Genomic DNA, 18,550 nt, shown 5'->3' on the forward strand with positions numbered 1-18,550 from the left:
CCGGTGGTTCTAGCAGGTCGGGCAGGGGGCGCAGCGTTCGATTTGGACGTCGTCGAGGACCGGTCCGTACGCGCTGTTGGCCGTCGTGCTGGCGAAGCCGATGGTGGTCGTGGAGTTGGTGGCCCGGAAGGTGAACTGCCGGTTGACGTACCGCATGTTCGCGAACGTCTTGCCGGTGATGTCGAAGGAGAAGTCCTGGAAGTTCTGTCCGTCGATGAGGGCCCTGCCGGTCTTGACGGCCGGTGCGCCTCCGGGGTTGCCCGCCAGGGCGTAGCTGACGGTGTAGGTCGCGCCGGGGACCGTGGTGAAGGTCTGGTCCACCGCCCCGGCATTGCCGCCGTTGAGGTCGACGGACTGGTCCCCTTCCGCCGCCTGCCAGAAGCCGGCGCCGATCAGGTCGACGGTGCCTGCGGTGACCTGCCACGGGCCGATGGACTGCCCTGCGGTCAGCGTGGAGAAGCTGTTGGCGGCCGCTCTCGGGTACTCGAAGCTGCCGTCGTCGAAGCGGCTGGCGGCCTGTGCCATCGAGGCGGTGGCGACGGAACTGACGAACAGGGCAGAGGAAGCGGCGGCGATGACACATGCGCGAATGGAAAGCATGGTTTTCCCTCCCGAACGGTTGGCAGCACCGAAGCGATGCGTACATGAATAAGGTAGGGAGATATTTGATGCGGAAAAAGACCCTGAAAGTAAGACTTATAATCAGATTTATCTCTATCATTGATAAGTCCCCGTCAGCTTGCTGACGGGGACTTTGTGGCTGTGCGGTGGGTCTTTTCGGGGCTGGGTCCTGCTTTTCGGAGTTGTGTGCCGTCCGCGGCTTGCGCCACGGCGCCAGAGCCGCCGATATCGCGGTGTCCAGGCCCACCTTGCGGACCGTCTCGGCCAACAGCACGACCCCGGCCTGCGAGAACACCCCGCTGCCACCGCCCTCGACACGAACACGCGGGTACAACCCGATACTTGCTCACCTGGAGAGTGCTTCTTTCCGTGCAACAGGACCCTGGACAAGTCCCATCGTTGCAGGTCAGAAGCACTCTCCGTTTATTTGATCAAGACGTGGAGTGTCAGGGCTGGATGGCTGGGAATGGTCAGCCGGCGCTGCCGATCAGCTTCCAGGGCTCGTGGTCGGCGTCGGCCCCGGTGCCCGGGGCACTGCCCTTCGTCTCCCACTTTGCCTTCCAGACCTTGCCGTTGTACTTGACCGTGGTCTGCTCGATCGACTGGCTGGCCGGGGAGTAGATCTTGGTCGCGGCCCAGTTCCCGGCACTACAGCCACCGGCCGGCGGGGTCGCCGTACCGAGTCCCTTGAGGTTGTCGGTCACCGGCGCGTACGCCGTACCACCAATCGACAGACTCGTGTTCACCGGACCGGTGATCGGGAGGAAGTAGATGATCGGCAAGTCGAGCGACTTCCCGGCCGGGATGATCTGGCAGTAGTCCAGCGTCGTGCTGACCCGGTGGAACGTCGTACCGGGCGCCAGCTTCCACTGGCCACCTTGGGCATCGGTCTGCCAGTCGGCGTCCTTGACCAGCGGTGACGTCGAGGCCGGAATGTCGAACGACAGCTTCGTGTCCTTGCCACCGCCGAGCGTGCGCCCGGTGTTGTTGGTGATCCGGACGGTCGGCTGCAACGGCCACAGGTTCGCGGTGGCGGTCGGGTAGTTGACCATCTCGACGCTCAGGTTGGCGGTCACCGTCGGCGCGACACCACCGCTGCCGGTGCGCAGATTATTGTCATAGGCACCGATATTGCCCAGCTTCTTGTTCAGCCGGGTGGTCAGCGTGTACCCCATCCCGCACGGGGTGTCCGGCTGGATGTCCGGCGGGCAGGAGTAGTCGCCGCCGAGCTCCCACATCATCACGCCGCCCGCACCGGTCGACTTGACCAGATCGGTAACCGCGTCGATGCCCTGCTCGTCCTCGGTCGACAGGAACACCTTCTTCTCGGCGTTCCACAGCCACGACGTCTTCGTGGTGTTGTCCCAGTGCCGGGTGTATCGGCCCGTGCTCCGGTCGGCGATGTCGGTCTCCGGCTTCAGCCCGACGCTGCGCGCATAGACCGGCGTGATGTTCTTCTCCAGGTTCTTGGTGTGCCACAGCGGGTTCGTTCCGGAGCCGAGCTCGCTGCCGTTGTTGGTCTCGTCGTGCCAGATGTTGTCGATGCCGAAGGCACCGTCACCACACGGCCGCTTGACGCCCGTACCCGGCTCGCAGCCGCTCGGCTTCTGCGACTTGCCCCACATGCCGTTCGTACCGCCGGTGACGTTCCGCCAGCCGCGCGTGTAGTAGGGCACACCGATGTTGACGCGCCCGGCCTGCATCGCGCCACGCATGTACTTCATCGCCCAACTGGTGTTGAAGTAGCCGATCTTCCCGTACTCCGGAGTGGCGTACTGATCGGCCAGTTCCGGGTCCTTGCCGTCGTCGAACAGCGCCGCGTTCGGACCCACGACGTCGTTCCAGGTGCCGTGGTAGTCGTAGGCCATCAGGTTGGTGAAGTCCTGGTAGTCCAGCGCGGTCTGGTTCGCCATCCCGCGGGCCAGGTAGCCGGAGGCCGACGACGCCGAGGTGAGCAGGTAATACTTGTTGTCCGCGACCGAAGCCCGGTTCAGCGAGTCCCGCAGCGTCTTCATCAACGCGGCGTACGTCGTGGGCAGACCCTTGCGACGCGGGTTCGACACCGCCCAGTCGGTCGGATTGCCGGTGTCCTCGAGGACCGTGGGGTACTCGAAGTCGATATCGACACCGTCGAACCCGTAAGTCCGCAGGAAGTCCACGACCGAACTCGAGAACTTGTCGATCCCGCCACGGTTGACCGAGCCGTCGGCGTTGGTGGTCATCGCGTAGAAGCCACGGGAACCGGCCCAGCCACCGACCGAGATCAGCGTCTTCACCCGCGGGTGGAGGCGTTTGTACTTGGTCAGCAGGTTGAAGTGCCCCTTGTAGGGCAGCGAGGGATCCATCTCGGCGCCGACCTCGCCGGGCCACTCCTTCTGGGTGGCGTTCGAGTCGACCTTGATCTGGTTGTTCTCCACCGACGCGAACGCGTAGTTGAGGTGGGTCACCTTCGACCACGGGATGTTCTTCACCAGGTAGTGCGGCGTACCGTCGGCGCCCGTGCGGCCACCGTTGAAATAGCCCACGACCCGGCGGGTCCGGTCCTGACCGAGCCATTCCCGGCCGTCACTCTGATAGACCTTGCAGTACGGCGTCGCCACGCCCGGAGTGGTCGCCAGACCGTCCGGCCGGCAGTCGCCGGACGCACCCGGCCGCACACCGCCGTCGTCGCCACCGGGGTGCGACTCCATCGGGTCACCGACACCACCGTTGACACCGAGATCACCGGCACCGCCGTCGCTGCGGCTGTTACCGTCGTAGCTCGGCACCAGCCAGGCCTCGATGTCACCGGCACCACTCGCCACGGCCGCCTTGACGGCGTTCTTCGCCGTCGTACCGGAGCGGGTCATGGCGAAGTCCTCGATCCCGTCGCCGTTCAGGTCGGTGAAGGTCCCGAAGGTGCCCTTGAACGGATCGTCGGCGCGGATCACGCCCAGCGACTTCCAGCCCGCGGTGACGCTCCACGGAGCGCCGGTGTTCTGCCAGGCCCGGACCTCACCGGTGGTGTACTCGACCCGGACCGTGTCGGCCTTGCCGTCACCGGTGATGTCGGCGAAGGCGACCTGCGCGCCGCGCGCCTCACCGGGAGTGGCGAAACCCTTGACCTTGTCCCAGCCGCCCGGAGTCGGCATTCCCGTGCCCTTGTTCTGCCAGGCGGTCGGGAAGCTCATCCGGTCCAGCGTGATCAGGTCGTCGCGGCCGTCACCGTCCAGGTCGGTGAAGTACAGCTCCGGCTCGTAGCTGAGGTTGTTCGCGACGATCGTCGCACTGCCCCAGCTGACCTTGCCGCCACTGCTGGTGTTCCGCGACATCCGCATCGCGGGGATGCCGGTCGGCGAGTCGGCCGGCGGCAGGATCCGGATGTAGTCGTCCTTGCCGTCACCGTCCAGGTCGGCGAAGTGGACCAGCGCCGGGTTGTTCCCGCGGTCGGCCGGGCTGATGTCGCCCAGTGAGACCGCGGCCTTGCGCGGGTCGTCGTTGCGCCAGCCGGTGACCTTGCCGTCCGTACCGACCACCGCGTAGTCGTCCTTGCCATCGCCGTTCAGGTCGGGGAACCCGATCTTCGAGTTGGTCGCGGCGGCGTCCCGGATCTTGCCGATCGGCTCCCAGGTGTACGAGCGGCCGCTGATCATGTGCTGCAGGACCGCAATCCGAGCGCCTTCGGCGAAGGCGTCCGCGATCTTCCGGTAGCCGGCGTCGGTCGGGTAGATCTCGTTGGTGATGTCTTGCGGGGTGACCGAGCCCAGCTCGACCAGCACCAGCCGTGCGCCGTCCTTGATCTTGGCGTAGGCGATCGTGCGGAGCGCGCTGTTGTAGGCGTCGATCCGGGCCTGGTACGTCGGGTTCGTCGACGGCGGCAGGGTCCCGAGCAGGACCGTGGTCGTCGGCGAGGTCCGGTAGATCGCGTCCAGGAAGCTCTGCATCTTCCCGGCCGTCGCCGTACCGCCGGCACCGCCGGCCAGGTCGGCCGTGCCCGCGATCAGAGTCATCATGTTCGGCCGCAGCGTCTGCAGCGCGGGGATCGACTCGGCCTTGATGTCGTCGATGCCCTTGCCGTTGAACCCCATGTGGTCGGGGTCGCCGCGCTTGCCGTTCTTCAGCTCACCGACGAAATCCGTGCGCTTGAAGACGAGAGTGGCCGCCGTGCCACCGACCACCGCAATGGTGGTCAGGCCCTTCAGGATGTCCTTCAGGTAGTCCCGGAAGCCACCGTCGTCGGTGCTGTGCACACCGGCCGTGATCCCGTCACCGGTCGGCATCACCCGGAGCTCGTCGATCGACGGGCTGGGGCCGGCCGCGTTGAGCTGGCCGGACTGGACCGGCCAGTGGTCGGAGTCGCCCTCGGGCCGGACCGTGACGTTCAGCACGTGCGGGTGGGTGGTGACGAAGTAGTCCAGCTCACTGCCGTGCTGGTGGGTCGCCTGACCCGCGCTGTGGACCCGCATGGTCCGCGGGAAGCCCGCCCGGCCGGCGAGGACCTGCGGGTCGACGTTGAAGTCGCCACCGATCGTCGCGTTGTAGGTGACGCCATCCCGGGTCCCGAGGGTCCTGATCTGGTTGTCGATAGCCTCCAGCATCCGCCCGGAGTCACCGCCACCGCCGGACAGGCCGTGCATGGTGAAGTACCACTCGTTGCCGAACCGCGCACCGAGCGCGTTGCGGCCGGCGTCGACCGGGTTGCCGACGACGATCAGTTCGTCGGGCCTCTCGGTCAGGACGAGCGCTATGTTGACCCGGCCGCCGATCCGGCGCGGGTTGGTCGCGTCGTCGGCGGTCTGCAGGAAGTAGACCTCACGGGTCGGGTTGGGACCGCGGCGAGTGCTGAAGGACCAGGTCCGGTGCAGGACGGTGAACTGATGCGTGGCGCCCTGGCTGTCGGTCGTGGTGAAGGTCTGGTCAGGCCGTGCGACGCTGTTCGCAGGAGGGTGCGGGCCTACCTCCTGAAGCATCAGGATCGGCGCCTGCAACGCCAGCCGATGGACCGTGTTGCTCCACTTGCTGCCGTTCTGTGCCTCGTTATTGGCCCCCTGCATGTTCCAGGAGACCAGCGACGTGGTGGCCGCAGGGAAGTCGGTGGCGGCGGCCGGAACGGCAATTGACGCTGCCAGCCCGGCTAGCACCACCGCTGCGGATATTAATCGGCGGAACAAGAGCCTTCCCCTTTTCTCATATCCAACAGATCGGGAACAACCGAATCGTTGGAACTGGATAGTTTCTCAACTGTAGGCGTTTGCAGCGTGTCCTCGGCGAGCTTTCCCTGGCGCAGTCCGGTGACCGTGGCCCAGCCGGCGCTGTGGGCGGCGACCTCCTTGCCCGCAGCGTCGCACAGGCCGTGCCAGATCCGGGTGCCGGTGTCGGCGTCGATGACCACGGTGTCTCGTACTTCGGCTGTCCGCAGCGCAACCGCCGGTGGCCGGTGGCTCGTCCGAGGACCCAAGCCAAGGTCATCTACGCGCTCCTCGAGTGGATGGCCGCAGGTCGAGCACGCCAACGATTGACGGTCTGTACCCGCAGTCCGTGTGCTACTTCCGTGGGATCGGGTAATGCCGCCCCTCGGTATTCGATCGCGCCCGGTATCCGATCTCGCGAAGCCACCCGAACCATCCGCCGCCTTCGGGTGTCAGAGCTGACGTCAGAGCTTTCGAGAGCCTCCGCTCCTTCGAGGAAGGCCGGCTGCCGTGAGGGACGTACTGACCATCGTTCTCGCCGTCGCCGCGCTCGACGTCCTCGGCTCCCTCTTCGCTCTCCTGTTCATCAAGCTCAACAGAGCATGGCGTCGCCGCCGGGGACAGCAGCCGGTATCCGTACCAGCCGTGTCCGTACCAGCCGGTATCCGCAGTGGCTCAGGCGCCCTCCCCGCGGGGGGAGGCGATCGCGCGGGCCGCTCGTACCTCGTGGCGCAGCGGGGCCAGCGCGCCCTTTTCGTCGCCGGGCAGGTCCGCTCGTACCTCTACGAGCACTTCGCTGGAGCGCAGACCGGCGGCCAGTTCGCGCAGTTGGCGTTCGATGTCGGCGGTCTCGGCGGGGGAGGGCGGCCGGGCGCCGTGGTCGACGCGGACGCGGGCCGCCGTGGTCGCGTCCACGATGCGTTCGACCGCGACGACCAGGGGCCACCAGGCGGTGGCGTGGGTTCCGGTGGGCGGGGGTTCGGTCAGGGCGCGTTCGAACTCGGTGCGCACGGCGGAGAGGTCGCGGTAGATGCGCCGGCGGTTGCGGATCCGTTCGGCTTGGGCGTTCTCTCCGGCGGCGGGCGGGGCGAAGGCACGGCGTACGTACTCCGCCGTGTCCTCCACCGCGTCCGCCAGACGGTCTCCGATGCGGGTGTGCCAGCTCTCGGGCCAGAGGAGGTAACCCGCGATCAGGGCGATGGCGCAGCCGATCATGCTGTCGGTGAAGCGCGGCAGCACCAGGTTGAAGCCCTGGTGGTTGAGGACGTCGGAGATCAGCAGGATCACCGGGGTGATGGCGGCGGTCTGGAAGGCGTAGCCCTTCGCGGACACCGCCGGGATCAGCCCCGCGAGGGCGAGCATGACGGCCACGTCCCACCAGCCGCGCGGGATCGCGGCGAGGATCGCGGCCGCGACGACCAGCCCCGCGACCGTGCCGAGCGCGCGCAGCACCGCGCGGGAGAAGACCGAGCCGAAGTCCGGTTTGAGGATGAAGGTGACGGTGAGCGCCACCCAGTACGAGCGCGGTACGGCGATCAGCGACACCAGCGCCTGCGCGAGCCCGATGCAGAGCGCCAGGCGCAGCCCGTACCGCCAGGAGGCCCTGGAGAGCAGCGCGTCGCGGGTCGCGCGGCGGGCGCGGACGCGGAGCGCGGCGGGGCGGCCGAGCCGGTCGGCGGCGGTGTACGGGTCGGGGTCGGCCTTGTGCACGACCGCCGCCGCGTGGCGCAGCGCGGCGTCGACGGCCCGTTCGGAGGGGGTGCCGGGCGCGGGCAGTTCGGGTGTGGGTCCGCCGGTACGGCCGGCGGCGACCGCGTCGGCCAACTCCCGTACGGCGGCGGGGATCGCGGGCGCCAGCGGCCGGCCGCGCAGATGGGCGGCGGGGGCGGCCTCGACCAGCGGGATGATCACGTTGAGCTGGGAGAGCAGCCGTACGAGCGTGTCGGAGCGGCCGTGTTCGCGGGCGCGACGGGCGAGGACGAGGTCGTACGCCTTGTTGAGGGCATCGGTGACGGCCTGGCGCTTGGTGTCGTACGTGTCGTACGTGTCGTACGTGTCGTACGTGTCGGGCGCGGGACTGGACCCGGTGTTGCCCGCCGCCTCCGTACCCGACCCGGTGTTGCCCGCCGCCTCCAGCAGATCCGCCAGCGCGCGGTACGTCCCGGCGACCGCGGCCCGTTCCGGTGTCCGGCCGCGTACCGGCCAGGCCAGCAGCGACAGCGCGAGGACCAACAGCCCGCCGAGCCCGAACAGCAGCGGCGCCTTCCACCACGGGTCGGGCAGCGCCAGCCCGGCGCCCACCACGGCGTTGGTCAGGAGCAGCAGTCCGGAGTTGGAGGCGACCGCGCCGATCGACGAGATCATCCCGGAGACCAGCGCGACCAGCGTCAGCAGCGCCACCGCCGCCCAGCCCTGCCCGAAGGCGAGCGAACCGAGGGTGACGCCGATCGCGCCGAAGACCTGTGGGACCCCGATGTTGAAGACCCGCATCCGGTACGCGTCGGCGGTGTCGCCCAGTACGGCGAACAGCGCGCCCATCGACACCAGCGCCCCGTACTCCGTCCTCCCCGTGGCCAGCCCGACGGCCAGGGGCACGGACAGCGCGAGGGAGGCGCGGGCGACGGCGGCCCGGGGGACGGGCGCGGGCTGCGGGCGCAGCCCGGCGAGCAGCCACGCGGGCGGGGTCAGCCGCCCGCCGGTGGGGCGTTTGGTGACTCCGGACGTACGTTCTCCCATGCCCCGATCTTCGCAGGGCCCTTTCGCGGAGGCGGGAAGGCGTCAGCCGCGCGCCTCCGGCCCGACTCAGCCGCACGCCTCCGGCCCACTCAGCCGCGCAGCTCCAGCCCCACGAGGAGCGCCCGGTGGTCGGTGTCCGCCAGGTCCAGGAAGCGGGCGTCCCGTACCGCGAAGTCCTCGCTGACCAGTACGTGGTCGATCTGCGCGCCCAGCGGCCGGGGCACGGCGGAGGGCCAGGACGGGGTGCGGCCCGCGCCGCCCAGGAGCGCGCCGTCGCGCAGCCCGCCGTCGTCCAGGACGGCGCGGAAGGCGGCGTGGTCGCGGGTGGCGTTGAAGTCGCCCGCCATGATGACGGGGGTGTCGCCGCGCCCGGCGGCGTACGCGCGGATCCGGCCCAGCTCGTCGCGCCAGTCCTGGACCATGCCGGGGATGGGCGGCAGCGGGTGGACGAGCTGCAGCTCGATCGCGCGGCCGTCGACGCGCGCCTGGGACCGGGGCATGGCGAGGACGCCCTTGATCCGCTCCGTACCCGTGAGCGGGAACGTGGACAGGATCGAGGAGCCCTCGGCGGAGCTGGCCCTGACGATATGACGGTACGGATAGTCCGCGGCCGGGATCCGTTCGTCGAGGAGCCGCGCGCAGACGAACTCGCACTCCTGGACGAAGACCAGGTCGGGCTTCTCGCGCCGGATCACCTCGATCAGCCCGAGCGTGCCCTGCCCGAACTCGACGTTGGAGGTCAGCACGTCGATCCGGGTCCCGGTGCCGGTAGCGCGTGCATCGGCCGCCTGTGTCTCGTACGGGCGCAGGAACCACCCCGTGACGGCGAGCAGCACCAGCGTCCACACCACCCCGGCCCGCCACCGGAGCAGCGCGGCGAAGAGCAGGGCGGCCCCGGCCGGGACGAGCAGCCACGGCAGGAAGGCGAGCAGCTGCGGTACGGGCGTGACGGCGTCGGTGCCGAGCAACCGACAGCCCAGCAGGACAGTGGCGGCGAGGAGGAACAGACCCGTGGCCCTGATCAGGAGGCGCTCGTGGAGGGGGCGGCTCAGGGGCGGGGGCTGCGTGTCCAACAGGGCCGTGCTGTCCAACGGGGTGACCCTCTCGCTTCTCTACGTCCGTACGTTGCTTCCGTACGTCGCTTCCGTACGTCGCTTCCGTACGTCCTCGGACCTGGCATCCTCACAGACGCCCGGCGGCAGAGGTCGGTTGCCCCGGCGTCGCACAGCACTTCAGGTGTACGGGAACAGCGGACCGGTGAGGGTGCCGCTGTTCCCGTACACCTGCGGGTGGAAGGGGAGGGTGGGTGAGGTGCTGGGGTACCGCCGGGGCGGTGTCAGGTTCTGGCGCCGGATCCGAAGCGGTCCGTGGCCAGCGCCCAGATGATGAACGCCGACAGCGCCATGCCCATGACCGACCAGATGGGCTGGTACGGCAGGTACATGAACTGCGCCACGAGGAGGAGTCCCGCCAGCCCGATACCGACGAACCTGGCCCAGCTGGCGCGCGTCGCGAGCAACGCGATACCGGTCAGGGCGAGCAGCCCGCCGATGATGACGTGGATCCACCCCCACGACGTCAGGTTGAAGGTGTACGCGTAGTTGGTGACGCTGTTGAGGAACGAGTCCCTCTTGAAGGCCACGACGGCCTGGAGGATGGTTGTCGCCCCGGTGACCAGCATCAGGATACCGGCGAGAAGGCTTCCGCCCCTGGCCCAGGCGGCCCTGCCCTGGGTATGGGCGCCGGTCCCGACACCGGTTCCGTAGCCGGTGCCGTAACCGGTCCCGGCACTTGTCGTGCCGAAACCCGTGCCTGTGCCAGTGCGTATGCCCGTGCCCGTGCCCGATGTGGTGGGGGGCCTGTGTGCTGTGTTCTGGCTCATAACCCCCATGGTGCTCCAAATGGCCCAAAAGGGATATTTGACCGGGCGATATCAGCATAAAGATTAAGTAAAGTCCCGCGTGGTGTCTGGTGCGGCGTCCACCGCGGTGCCTGGCTGACCTGCGCGTTGACGCGAGTTGACGCCGAAGGCGGCCGGGTGTGCCCTGGAAGGAAGGACGGGGGGCGAGGGAAGGATCCCCACCATGGCCACACCCCTTCGGATGCCGGCGCACCACCGCACCCCCTGGCACCGCGCTTCCCGTGTGAGCGCCCGGGAGCGGCTCCCCCAGGGCTCTTCGCGCTACGGCCCCCCGCACTCCCGGGACCGGGACCGGGGTCACCGTCTCTCCCCGCTCGCGCTCGGATCCCTGCTCCTCCTCGGCATCGGCTACGGCGGCTACACCTCCGCCATCGCCCGCTCCGGCGGAGCCGCCACCTACCGCCAGCTCGCGCTGGCCCTGATCTCCGGCGCGGTGCTGGCGGCGCTGACCTTCGCCCTCGTACGCGTACAGCACTCCCTGATACGCGAAGTGCGCGCGGCGGCCTGGGGAACGCTGACCGGCTGCGCCGTCGGCTTCCTCTACAGCCTCACCGGACAGAGCGTGCTGCTGTCGACGGGGATCGGGCTGGTGCTGGGGGTCTCGGCGTTCCTGGTGCTGTTCTACCTCTACTACACGCGGGAACCCTGAGACCCTCAGCGAAGACGCTTCAGTGAAGACCCCTCAGTGAAGACCCCTCGGCGAAGACGCTTTACCCCAGGCCGGCGAGCAACTGGGCGAAGGGCACGACCTCGGCCTCGTCGCTCTCGTCGTTCTCGTCGCTCTCGACGCCTGTCGATGGCGACGACGACGCCGACCGCCCCGCCAGCAGCCGCCCGAACTCGGCGCTCGCCCGCTCGATCCTGGCGGGCAGCCCGCCGCCGTGCGTGTCCGCGCCCGTACCCCAGTCGTCGGTCGCGGCGAAGACGGCGGTCGGGAGCGTCAGCGCGTGCAGGTACGAGAACAGCGGGCGCAGGGCGTGCTCCACCACGAGCGAGTGGCGGGCGGTGCCGCCGGTCGCGGCGAGGAGTACGGGGGTGCCGGTGAGCGCGTCCGGGTCGATCAGGTCGAAGAACGACTTGAACAGCCCGCTGTACGAACCCGCGAAGACCGGCGTCACCACGATCAGTCCGTCCGCCCCGCCCACCGTCTCCAGCGCCTCCCGCAGTGGGGCCGCGGGGAAGCCGGTGACCAGGTGGTTGGCGATGTCGACGGCCAGGTCGCGCAGTTCGACGACCGTGACCTCGGCCTTGCGGTCGCCGGAGGCCAGCTCGCGCGAGGTGGCCTCCGTCAGCCGGTCGGCGAGCAGCCGGGTCGAGGACGGCTTGCTGAGCCCTGCGGAGACGGCGACGATCTTCAGCGGGTCCGTGCTCTTCAGCGGGTCCGTGGCCTTCAACGGGTCCATGGTCAGCCTTCCTCGGTGGGCGCGGACGAGCGTACGGACGGGTGCACCGGACCGGCCGGGACGTCGGCCGGCCGCAGCGCCGCGAACTCCTTGCGCAGTACGGGTACGACCTCCTCGCCCAGCAGGTCGAGCTGTTCCAGGACCGTCTTCAGCGGCAGCCCGGCGTGGTCCATCAGGAACAGCTGGCGCTGGTAGTCACCGAAGGAGTCGCGGAAGGTCAGGGTCTTCTCGATGACCTGCTGCGGGCTGCCGACGGTCAGCGGGGTCTGGTCCGTGAAGTCCTCCAGGGAGGGACCGTGCCCGTACACCGGCGCGTTGTCGAAGTACGGCCGGAACTCCCGTACCGCGTCCTGCGAGTTCTTGCGCATGAACGCCTGGCCGCCGAGGCCGACGATCGCCTGTTCGGGGGTGCCGTGGCCGTAGTGCGCGTACCGCTTGCGGTAGAGGCGGATGAGCTGCTGGTAGTGCTCCTTGGGCCAGAAGATGTTGTTGGCGAAGAAGCCGTCGCCGTAGTACGCGGCCTGCTCCGCGATCTCGGGCGAGCGGATCGAGCCGTGCCAGACGAACGGCGGGGTGCCGTCCAGCGGGCGCGGGGTGGCGGTGAAACCCTGGAGGGGCGTACGGAACCGGCCCTCCCAGTCGACGACGTCCTCGCGCCACAACTTGTGCAGCAGGGCGTACTTCTCGATGGCCAGCGGGATGCCCTTGCGGATGTCCTCGCCGAACCAGGGGTAGACCGGGCCGGTGTTGCCGCGCCCCATCATCAGGTCGACGCGGCCGTCCGCGAGGTGCTGGAGCATCGCGAAGTCCTCGGCGATCTTCACCGGGTCGTTGGTGGTGATCAGCGTGGTGGAGGTGGAGAGGATCAGCCGCTCCGTGGTGGCCGCGATGTAGCCGAGCATCGTCGTCGGGGAGGAGGGGACGAAGGGCGGGTTGTGGTGCTCGCCGGTCGCGAAGACGTCGAGCCCGACCTCCTCGGCCTTCTGGGCGATGGTGACCATCGCCTTGATCCGCTCGTGCTCGGTCGGCGTACGTCCGGTGGTCGGGTCCGGCGTGACATCGCCGACTGTGAAGATCCCGAACTGCATCGCGTTCACACCTCTCGCCTGGGAGGGCCGGAGCCCTGTTTGGTTGAATCTTAAACTGAATCTTATAACAGGGTGCCCCTCGGGCCTATTCCCCCGAGTGTGGCCGGGTGCTTCCCCGAGTGTGGCCGGGGTGCTCCCACGAGTGCGACCGAGGTGCTCCCACGAGTGCGACCGGGGCTTTCCGCCGGCGTGGCCGGGGCGGCGGCCGGTGGGCGCGGCGCCGGGCCGCCCGCCCTCGGGCCCGGCCCCGTACCCCCGCATCACTCTTTCGCCGCAGGTCGGGCCGGTGGTGTCACCCGTCCGGCTATCACCGATGGCCGTGTTTCGGATTCCGGAACACCATCCGCTGAGGAAATCGGCAGTGAAAAGCGGGAGAGGAGAAGGTGGCGCGGAAAAGGCGGCGGTGAAGACCAGGGCCGGCCGCAAGGTGGCCTCGGACTGGACCTTCAAGATCACCCAGGCGACACCGTCGGTCATGAACGTCTCGTACGACGTCCGGTTCCACGCCAAGTTCAACCCCGACTGGGCGGACCAGCCGACCGACGAGATAATGGTCTGGCTCAACTACCAGGGTGGCGCGGGCCCGTTGGGCGCCAAGACGGTCCGGCTCACAGTCGGCGGAGTGGCCTGGGACCTCTACGCCGGGAAGATCGTCAACCGGGACGGCGGGGGCCGGGTGACCAGCGGCTGGAACGTCTACGCGTACGTCCGGGCGTCGCCCGTCACCAGCGCGCACACCGACATCACGCAGCTTGCCCAGAGACTGGTCGGCCGGGGGCGGCTCCAGAACACCAAGTATCTGACCAGTGTGGAAATCCGGTACGGAGGTGTCCACCGGCAAGGGACAGCTGGACACCAGCGCGTACTCCCTGTCGGTGCGCTGACCGACCGGCTGACGCGCCCGTAGCGCGACGACATGGGGGCCCGGCCGATATTCGGCCCGGCCCGTCCATGAGCCTTGCCGTGCCCGCGCCATGGCATCCGGCGGGCCGCGTTGTGGGGGGCTTTAGCCAGATTTGTATGAAGAAACCGGAACCCCAGGGCCGCACTTCCCCATCCCGATGGATGGAAACGAAAGAAGCCACAGAAGCCACAGAAGCCACAGAAGAAGTCACCCGCACCCCCAGCGTCCCAACAGCCGTCCGGAGAGCCCCCGATGTCACACGCACGCCCCGGCACCCACCGGTCGAGGGGCCACCGCCGCGCCGCCCGCGCCAAGCGCTGGACACTCGGTCTGACCCTGGCGATCCTGTTCTCCCTGGCGGCCTGGCCGGTCCTCGACCACTTCGGTGTCTTCTCGGACGACGGCGTCCCGATCAGCTTCGCGCAGGGCGGCGCGACCGGCCCGGGCACCCAGCGGCGGGCCGCCACCTCCGACGTACGGATGCCGACCGGGCCCGCGGCGGCGTTCTCGGTGGCGGCGACGGTCCCCGAGGACAACACCAAGATCGCTGTCACCACCCTGAAGGGCAAGCGGTCGGGGTTCACCGGCCGGGTCTGGGTCTGGGTGCCGCCGCAGTACAAGGAGGCGCGGTACGCGAAGAGCGGCTTCCCGGTCATGATCGCGCTGCCCGGAGGCGCTGGTTACCCGGTCAACTACTGGATGGGTACGGACCTCAAGCTGGAGGCGAGCATCGACAAGTGGTCCCGGCAGGGCAAGAGCCTCCCCTTCATCCTGGCCATGCCGGTCCTCAACCCCCACCCGGACACGGGCGGCCTGTACTGGGACGCCAGCGACATCCCCGGCCAGCCGAGGATGGGCACCTGGCTCACCGAGGACGTACCGAACCTGATCAGGGCCAACTTTCGTACGATCAAGTCCCGCGACGGCTGGGCCGTCATGGGCTCCTCCACCGGGGGCTTCGCCGCCCTGAAGTCGGTGCTCCAGAAACCCCACGAGTTCAAGGCGGCCATCGCCTCGGGCCCCGACATCACCCCGGACTCCCGCCTGTGGACCGGTCACAAACGCCAGGAGCAGGCCAACAACCCCACCCTCCTGGCCCCCCGTCTGATCGCCGCGAAGCGCCCCGACGTCTACATCGCCTTCCAGGTCGGCACGGTCGGCTCGGACGCCACGGCGAAGCCGAAGATCGAGGACTTCGTCAGGAGATACACCCGGGGCCCGGTCAGGACCATGCTCAGCGTCATCCAGAGCGGCGAACACAACGCCCACACGTACGTCCCGAACATGGTCAACGGCGGCCTGATCCAGTGGATCAGCAAACACATGCGGGGCCCCGTCCCGGCATCCTGAGCCGGGACGGCACACCCTGCCACCCGAAAACGATATCGGCTATTCCCACCCAGCGGTATCGTTTCACCTGTCACGCGCGCCTGGGAAGGGTGGACGACATGACCGGAACCGTCATCGATCTCGACGAGAACATGGTTGCCGAGGCCATGCGTATCTTCGGCGCCAAGGCAAAGGTCAAGGCAGTGCGCCTCGCCATGGAAGACGCCGTCGAGAGGAATTTTCGGCAGGAGTTCTTCGACGCCATGGGCACAGGGGAAATCGATTTCGGCGAGATCATCGAAAGAACCGGCCCCGCAAAGCCGACGGATCCCTCAAACGTATCGAGCCAGGCCGCCTGATGCAGGACCGCTGCCTGATGGGAAAGTCCGCTCTCGCAGCTGCATGAAACCAGGCAACTCACCAACACTTCTATTGCCGAATCAATCGGATTCCGTGACGGACTGGTACGCCTGAGCTATTATCTGGCACGTGTCGCACCCGCCCCCCTTCACGGCTCGGCCGAACAAATCGCTCAACCCATCACCGCAGCACTGGCAACCGAAGCCACCTGTCGAAGATTTCGATGCCGGATTTCCTGCTGCGCCCGTCGCATTCTCGTCCGACAGTGACCTGGCCGCCGATTCCCATGAACTCATCGCCGTTTCCCAGGTCCATGCGAAAGGAATATCGTGAACAAGATACTGATCACCGCTGACCGTGTCATTGCGAAGTCTGCGGATCAGGTGATCAATGACGGTGCCGTGCTCGTGGACGGCGGCTTAATCGCCGCTGTCGGTACAGCAGCCGAGTTGGAGACGTCGGTGGATGCGAGTGTGACCCGGTTGCGGTGCCCTGGGGCGACAGCGATGCCTGGTTTGATCGACTGCCACGTGCACCTGGCTTTCGATGCCTCAGCGGACCCGGTCCGAGCCGTGACCCACGCCGACCCGGCTGAACTTGTCGCGGCTATGGCGGACCGTGCCGGGCGGATGCTGGCGGCTGGTGTGACGACCGTACGCGATCTCGGCGACCGCGATGCACTCACCGTAAAGCTGCGATCCTCTATCGACTCCGGGGCGGCAATCGGGCCACGAATTCTTGCCGCGACCGCACCATTGACCTCGCGCGGTGGCCATTGTGGATTCCTTGGAGGCGAAGTCACTACCGACGATGATATCCGCACGCAGATCGCCCGCAACGCAGCCGATGGCGCCGATCTGATCAAGGTTATGGCCTCGGGAGGTGCTCTCACGCCTACCGGACCACGCATGTGGCAATCACAGTTCTCTCCGGAGCAACTACGCTTGATCGTCGAAGAATCCGCCCGCCTTGGCCTGGAGGTGGCCGCCCACGCGCACGGCACCGACACCATCGCCAATTGCGTGACAGCCGGAGTCCGGACCATTGAGCACTGTTCTTGGCGTACCACTGAAGGAATCAGCTATGACCCGGAGATCGCGCGTCGAATTGCTGAAAAAGACATAGCTGTCTGTCGATGCGTGTCCGGGGACTGGAGGATGTTTCTCGAGCAGCTGGGAGCAGAGCGCGCCAAAGCGTTGTCCGAGACAATTATCGGGATGCGAAAGGACGGTGTCCGATTCATCGCCGGCACTGATGCCGGCGTGCCGGGGGCGCAATTCGGTGACTATGTGGGTATGCTTGAATTTTTTGCCAATCTTGGATTCAGTCATTCCGAAATCATCGACATGGCCACGACCAGCTCCGCCCACGCCCTTGGGCTTACTGACACCGGCTCATTGGCTCCTGGCATGCGCGCCGATATCATCGTCATCGATGGGAACCCTCTCACTGGATTGGATTCTCTTCGTAGAATCCAGCACGTTTTCGTGGCAGGCATGCAGGTACCTCGAGTCGCATCCGAACGGGGCAGGCAGCGTACCGACGCTTACGAAGCGCACCCATAAGATCCACTGATCGCCAAACAGAAATTCAAGATCAGCAGTACCGGCCTGAACAACGCCCTCTCCACTACATGGATGCGGACAACGAGGTGGAGGCCGCCTACCGCTGGTGGCAGGTGCAGGGTGAGCCGGACGACGAGCGCTTCGGGCTCACCGTGCCCCGCGACGCCTCCGTCCCCTGGCTCGACACCCCGGCTCGGCCCGTGCGCCGAGGCGTCCGGTTGGACCGGTATGACCGATGGGAGAACAACCCCGGCGCCGTTGCCCTGTGCGCCGGGGGCCGACGTCACGTGCTCAACGCCGGCTCCCGCCACGCTCTTTCCCACCCCAGCCCTGCTTGTCGCCGCCACCGCCGAGCTCAACCGGCTGATGGCCCTGGACGGTAGCTCCGTTACGCCTGGGCGCCCGCGAACGCGACGAAGTCGGTCCAGGCGGTGGGCGCGAGGGTGAGTACGGGGCCGTGGGGGGTCTTGCTGTCCCGTACGGGGACGACGCCGTGGGCGGCGGTGTACGTGGGGGCCCACTCGATGCAGTTGACGCCTCCCGTGCCGCTGTACGAGGACTTGGCCCATTCGGCGTGCGCGAGGTTCGGGGTGGTGCTCATAGTGTCAACGCCTCCATAGCGGACCTGATCATGGCCGCCGTTTCCTTCGGCGACAGGGCGCATGCCCTCAGTAGATCGTAGGTGCGATGACGCGCCGAGACCGAGTGCTTTTCCTCGGTCATTTCCCGGTCACACTGTTCTCCTCCCAAACGACCTGTGTGCCGTCTTCGAGGGTCATCAACCTCACTGATCCCCCTGCCATGGCATGTCCCCCGTGCGCGAATGGGAGAACCTGCACGATGTTGGTAGGGACGAGCATCACATCGAGCAGCCGGGCCAGCTGCTTCCGCATGACCTCCGGGGTGCCGAAGGAGCGCCGTAGCACCGCCTCATCAAGGATCATGGAGAAATCAGGTGCGGGGTCAACGCTCAGCGCGGCCTGCCGACCCAGGCGAGCTGCCACGAGTTCCTGGATTTCGTTGGCGGTCGCCCTCGGATTGTGCAGTTCGAACAGGGCGCGGGAATACCCCTCGGTCTGCACCAGCCCTGGCACCAACTGGCCGCTGTATTCCTGGATGACGTGCGCCTTCGCCTCAAGTTCCATCACTCGACGGAACTGATCGGGATGGATCTCCTTCCGCGCCAGCGCGTACAGCTTCCCGAACAACCCGCCCGTCCCAAACGCCGCGTCGAGGCGTTCCGGCAGGTCGGGCGGGATCATCGTCTCCGCCGTTTCGAACCGGGCCAGTGAACTCTTCCCGTACTTGAGGATGGAGCCCAGGCTTTCGAGGCTCATTCCCGCCTCTTCCCGGTACCGGCGCATCTCCGACCCGAAGAGATCGCGGGCCGATCGCTCCGGTGTCAACTCCCTTGGTTGTGGCGCCATGCGCGCAACCCCTTATCCCCAGGGGCCT

General features: G+C 67.7%; 16 protein-coding genes and 1 pseudogene. 6 read left to right on the forward strand and 11 right to left on the reverse strand.

The genetic code is table 11. The features are described 5' to 3' along the window. Positions 1-9 precede the first annotated feature (9 nt). The 7 genes and pseudogenes from ACIP8W_RS15045 to ACIP8W_RS15075 all read right to left on the reverse strand — a co-directional run bounded on the left by ACIP8W_RS15045 (position 10) and on the right by ACIP8W_RS15075 (position 10,407). Positions 10-600 (reverse strand): choice-of-anchor C family protein, encoded by a 591-nt coding sequence (locus tag ACIP8W_RS15045; protein WP_401955128.1) that lies wholly within the window; start codon positions 598-600, stop codon positions 10-12. 193 nt (positions 601-793) lie between these two features. Beyond that, positions 794-961: pseudogene (locus ACIP8W_RS15050) on the reverse strand (IS1380 family transposase); the annotation flags it as partial. A 130-nt stretch (positions 962-1,091) separates the two neighbouring features. Next, complete coding sequence (locus tag ACIP8W_RS15055) at positions 1,092-5,744, reverse strand: glycosyl hydrolase family 18 protein (RefSeq protein WP_401955130.1); 4,653 nt, start codon at positions 5,742-5,744, stop codon at positions 1,092-1,094. Between the two features lie 11 nt (positions 5,745-5,755). Then, entirely contained in the window at positions 5,756-5,992 is a 237-nt protein-coding gene (locus ACIP8W_RS15060; RefSeq protein ID WP_401955132.1) for a hypothetical protein, read from the reverse strand. 472 nt (positions 5,993-6,464) lie between these two features. Beyond that, positions 6,465-8,525, reverse strand: coding sequence for an FUSC family protein (locus ACIP8W_RS15065; RefSeq protein ID WP_401955134.1), 2,061 nt, complete (start codon positions 8,523-8,525; stop codon positions 6,465-6,467). 89 nt (positions 8,526-8,614) lie between these two features. After that, complete coding sequence (locus tag ACIP8W_RS15070; RefSeq protein WP_402203235.1) at positions 8,615-9,616, reverse strand: endonuclease/exonuclease/phosphatase family protein; 1,002 nt, start codon at positions 9,614-9,616, stop codon at positions 8,615-8,617. Between the two features lie 245 nt (positions 9,617-9,861). Next, complete coding sequence (locus tag ACIP8W_RS15075) at positions 9,862-10,407, reverse strand: hypothetical protein (protein ID WP_401955138.1); 546 nt, start codon at positions 10,405-10,407, stop codon at positions 9,862-9,864. A gap of 202 nt (positions 10,408-10,609) precedes the next feature. Here ACIP8W_RS15075 and ACIP8W_RS15080 point away from each other — a divergent pair, with 202 nt between their 5' ends. Further along, positions 10,610-11,095: a hypothetical protein gene (locus ACIP8W_RS15080; protein WP_402203237.1), complete on the forward strand. Its 486-nt coding sequence runs from the start codon at positions 10,610-10,612 to the stop codon at positions 11,093-11,095. A 61-nt stretch (positions 11,096-11,156) separates the two neighbouring features. Here ACIP8W_RS15080 and ACIP8W_RS15085 read toward each other — a convergent pair whose 3' ends face one another. After that, on the reverse strand, positions 11,157-11,822 hold the full coding sequence (locus ACIP8W_RS15085; protein WP_401955335.1) for an FMN reductase: 666 nt from the start codon (positions 11,820-11,822) through the stop codon (positions 11,157-11,159). Between the two features lie 29 nt (positions 11,823-11,851). Beyond that, entirely contained in the window at positions 11,852-12,937 is a 1,086-nt protein-coding gene (locus tag ACIP8W_RS15090; RefSeq protein ID WP_401955142.1) for an LLM class flavin-dependent oxidoreductase, read from the reverse strand. Between the two features lie 403 nt (positions 12,938-13,340). Between ACIP8W_RS15090 and ACIP8W_RS15095 the strand changes: the two genes are divergently transcribed. From ACIP8W_RS15095 to ACIP8W_RS15115, 5 genes are all read left to right on the forward strand, one after another. Next, on the forward strand, positions 13,341-13,844 hold the full coding sequence (locus tag ACIP8W_RS15095; RefSeq protein ID WP_402203239.1) for a hypothetical protein: 504 nt from the start codon (positions 13,341-13,343) through the stop codon (positions 13,842-13,844). A gap of 249 nt (positions 13,845-14,093) precedes the next feature. Beyond that, positions 14,094-15,191 (forward strand): alpha/beta hydrolase, encoded by a 1,098-nt coding sequence (locus ACIP8W_RS15100; RefSeq protein WP_401955146.1) that lies wholly within the window; start codon positions 14,094-14,096, stop codon positions 15,189-15,191. Positions 15,192-15,289: 98 nt separating this feature from the next. Beyond that, a complete protein-coding gene (locus tag ACIP8W_RS15105) occupies positions 15,290-15,529 on the forward strand; it encodes a type II toxin-antitoxin system VapB family antitoxin (protein WP_401955148.1) in 240 nt (79 codons plus the stop codon). Between the two features lie 130 nt (positions 15,530-15,659). Further along, complete coding sequence (locus ACIP8W_RS15110) at positions 15,660-15,863, forward strand: hypothetical protein (protein WP_402203242.1); 204 nt, start codon at positions 15,660-15,662, stop codon at positions 15,861-15,863. Next, a complete protein-coding gene (locus tag ACIP8W_RS15115) occupies positions 15,860-17,095 on the forward strand; it encodes an amidohydrolase family protein (RefSeq protein ID WP_401955150.1) in 1,236 nt (411 codons plus the stop codon). Before ACIP8W_RS15110 ends, ACIP8W_RS15115 begins: the two co-directional genes overlap by 4 nt. A gap of 388 nt (positions 17,096-17,483) precedes the next feature. On the opposite strand, the gene ACIP8W_RS15120 is transcribed toward ACIP8W_RS15115, so the two are convergent. Together ACIP8W_RS15120 and ACIP8W_RS15125 are read right to left on the reverse strand one after the other, a co-directional pair. Then, positions 17,484-17,696 carry a DUF397 domain-containing protein gene (locus tag ACIP8W_RS15120; protein ID WP_401955152.1) on the reverse strand — a complete coding sequence of 71 codons (213 nt, stop codon included), beginning with the start codon at positions 17,694-17,696 and terminating at the stop codon, positions 17,484-17,486. 118 nt (positions 17,697-17,814) lie between these two features. After that, complete coding sequence (locus ACIP8W_RS15125) at positions 17,815-18,432, reverse strand: DUF5753 domain-containing protein (RefSeq protein WP_402203244.1); 618 nt, start codon at positions 18,430-18,432, stop codon at positions 17,815-17,817. Between the last annotated feature and the right edge of the window lie 118 nt (positions 18,433-18,550).

Source organism: Streptomyces sp. NPDC088554, from assembly GCF_044752945.1.
Lineage (GTDB): Bacteria > Actinomycetota > Actinomycetes > Streptomycetales > Streptomycetaceae > Streptomyces.

Bases quoted from the DNA above. Each gene is read 5' to 3' on its own strand.
- ACIP8W_RS15045 (WP_401955128.1), bottom strand. From the start codon at position 600: ATGCTTTCCATTCGCGCATGTGTCATCGCCGCCGCTTCCTCTGCCCTG.
- ACIP8W_RS15065 (WP_401955134.1), bottom strand. From the start codon at position 8,525: ATGGGAGAACGTACGTCCGGAGTCACCAAACGCCCCACCGGCGGGCGG.
- ACIP8W_RS15075 (WP_401955138.1), bottom strand. From the start codon at position 10,407: ATGAGCCAGAACACAGCACACAGGCCCCCCACCACATCGGGCACGGGC.
- ACIP8W_RS15080 (WP_402203237.1), top strand. From the start codon at position 10,610: ATGGCCACACCCCTTCGGATGCCGGCGCACCACCGCACCCCCTGGCAC.
- ACIP8W_RS15090 (WP_401955142.1), bottom strand. From the start codon at position 12,937: ATGCAGTTCGGGATCTTCACAGTCGGCGATGTCACGCCGGACCCGACC.
- ACIP8W_RS15100 (WP_401955146.1), top strand. From the start codon at position 14,094: ATGTCACACGCACGCCCCGGCACCCACCGGTCGAGGGGCCACCGCCGC.
- ACIP8W_RS15105 (WP_401955148.1), top strand. From the start codon at position 15,290: ATGACCGGAACCGTCATCGATCTCGACGAGAACATGGTTGCCGAGGCC.
- ACIP8W_RS15120 (WP_401955152.1), bottom strand. From the start codon at position 17,696: ATGAGCACCACCCCGAACCTCGCGCACGCCGAATGGGCCAAGTCCTCG.
- ACIP8W_RS15125 (WP_402203244.1), bottom strand. From the start codon at position 18,432: ATGAGCCTCGAAAGCCTGGGCTCCATCCTCAAGTACGGGAAGAGTTCA.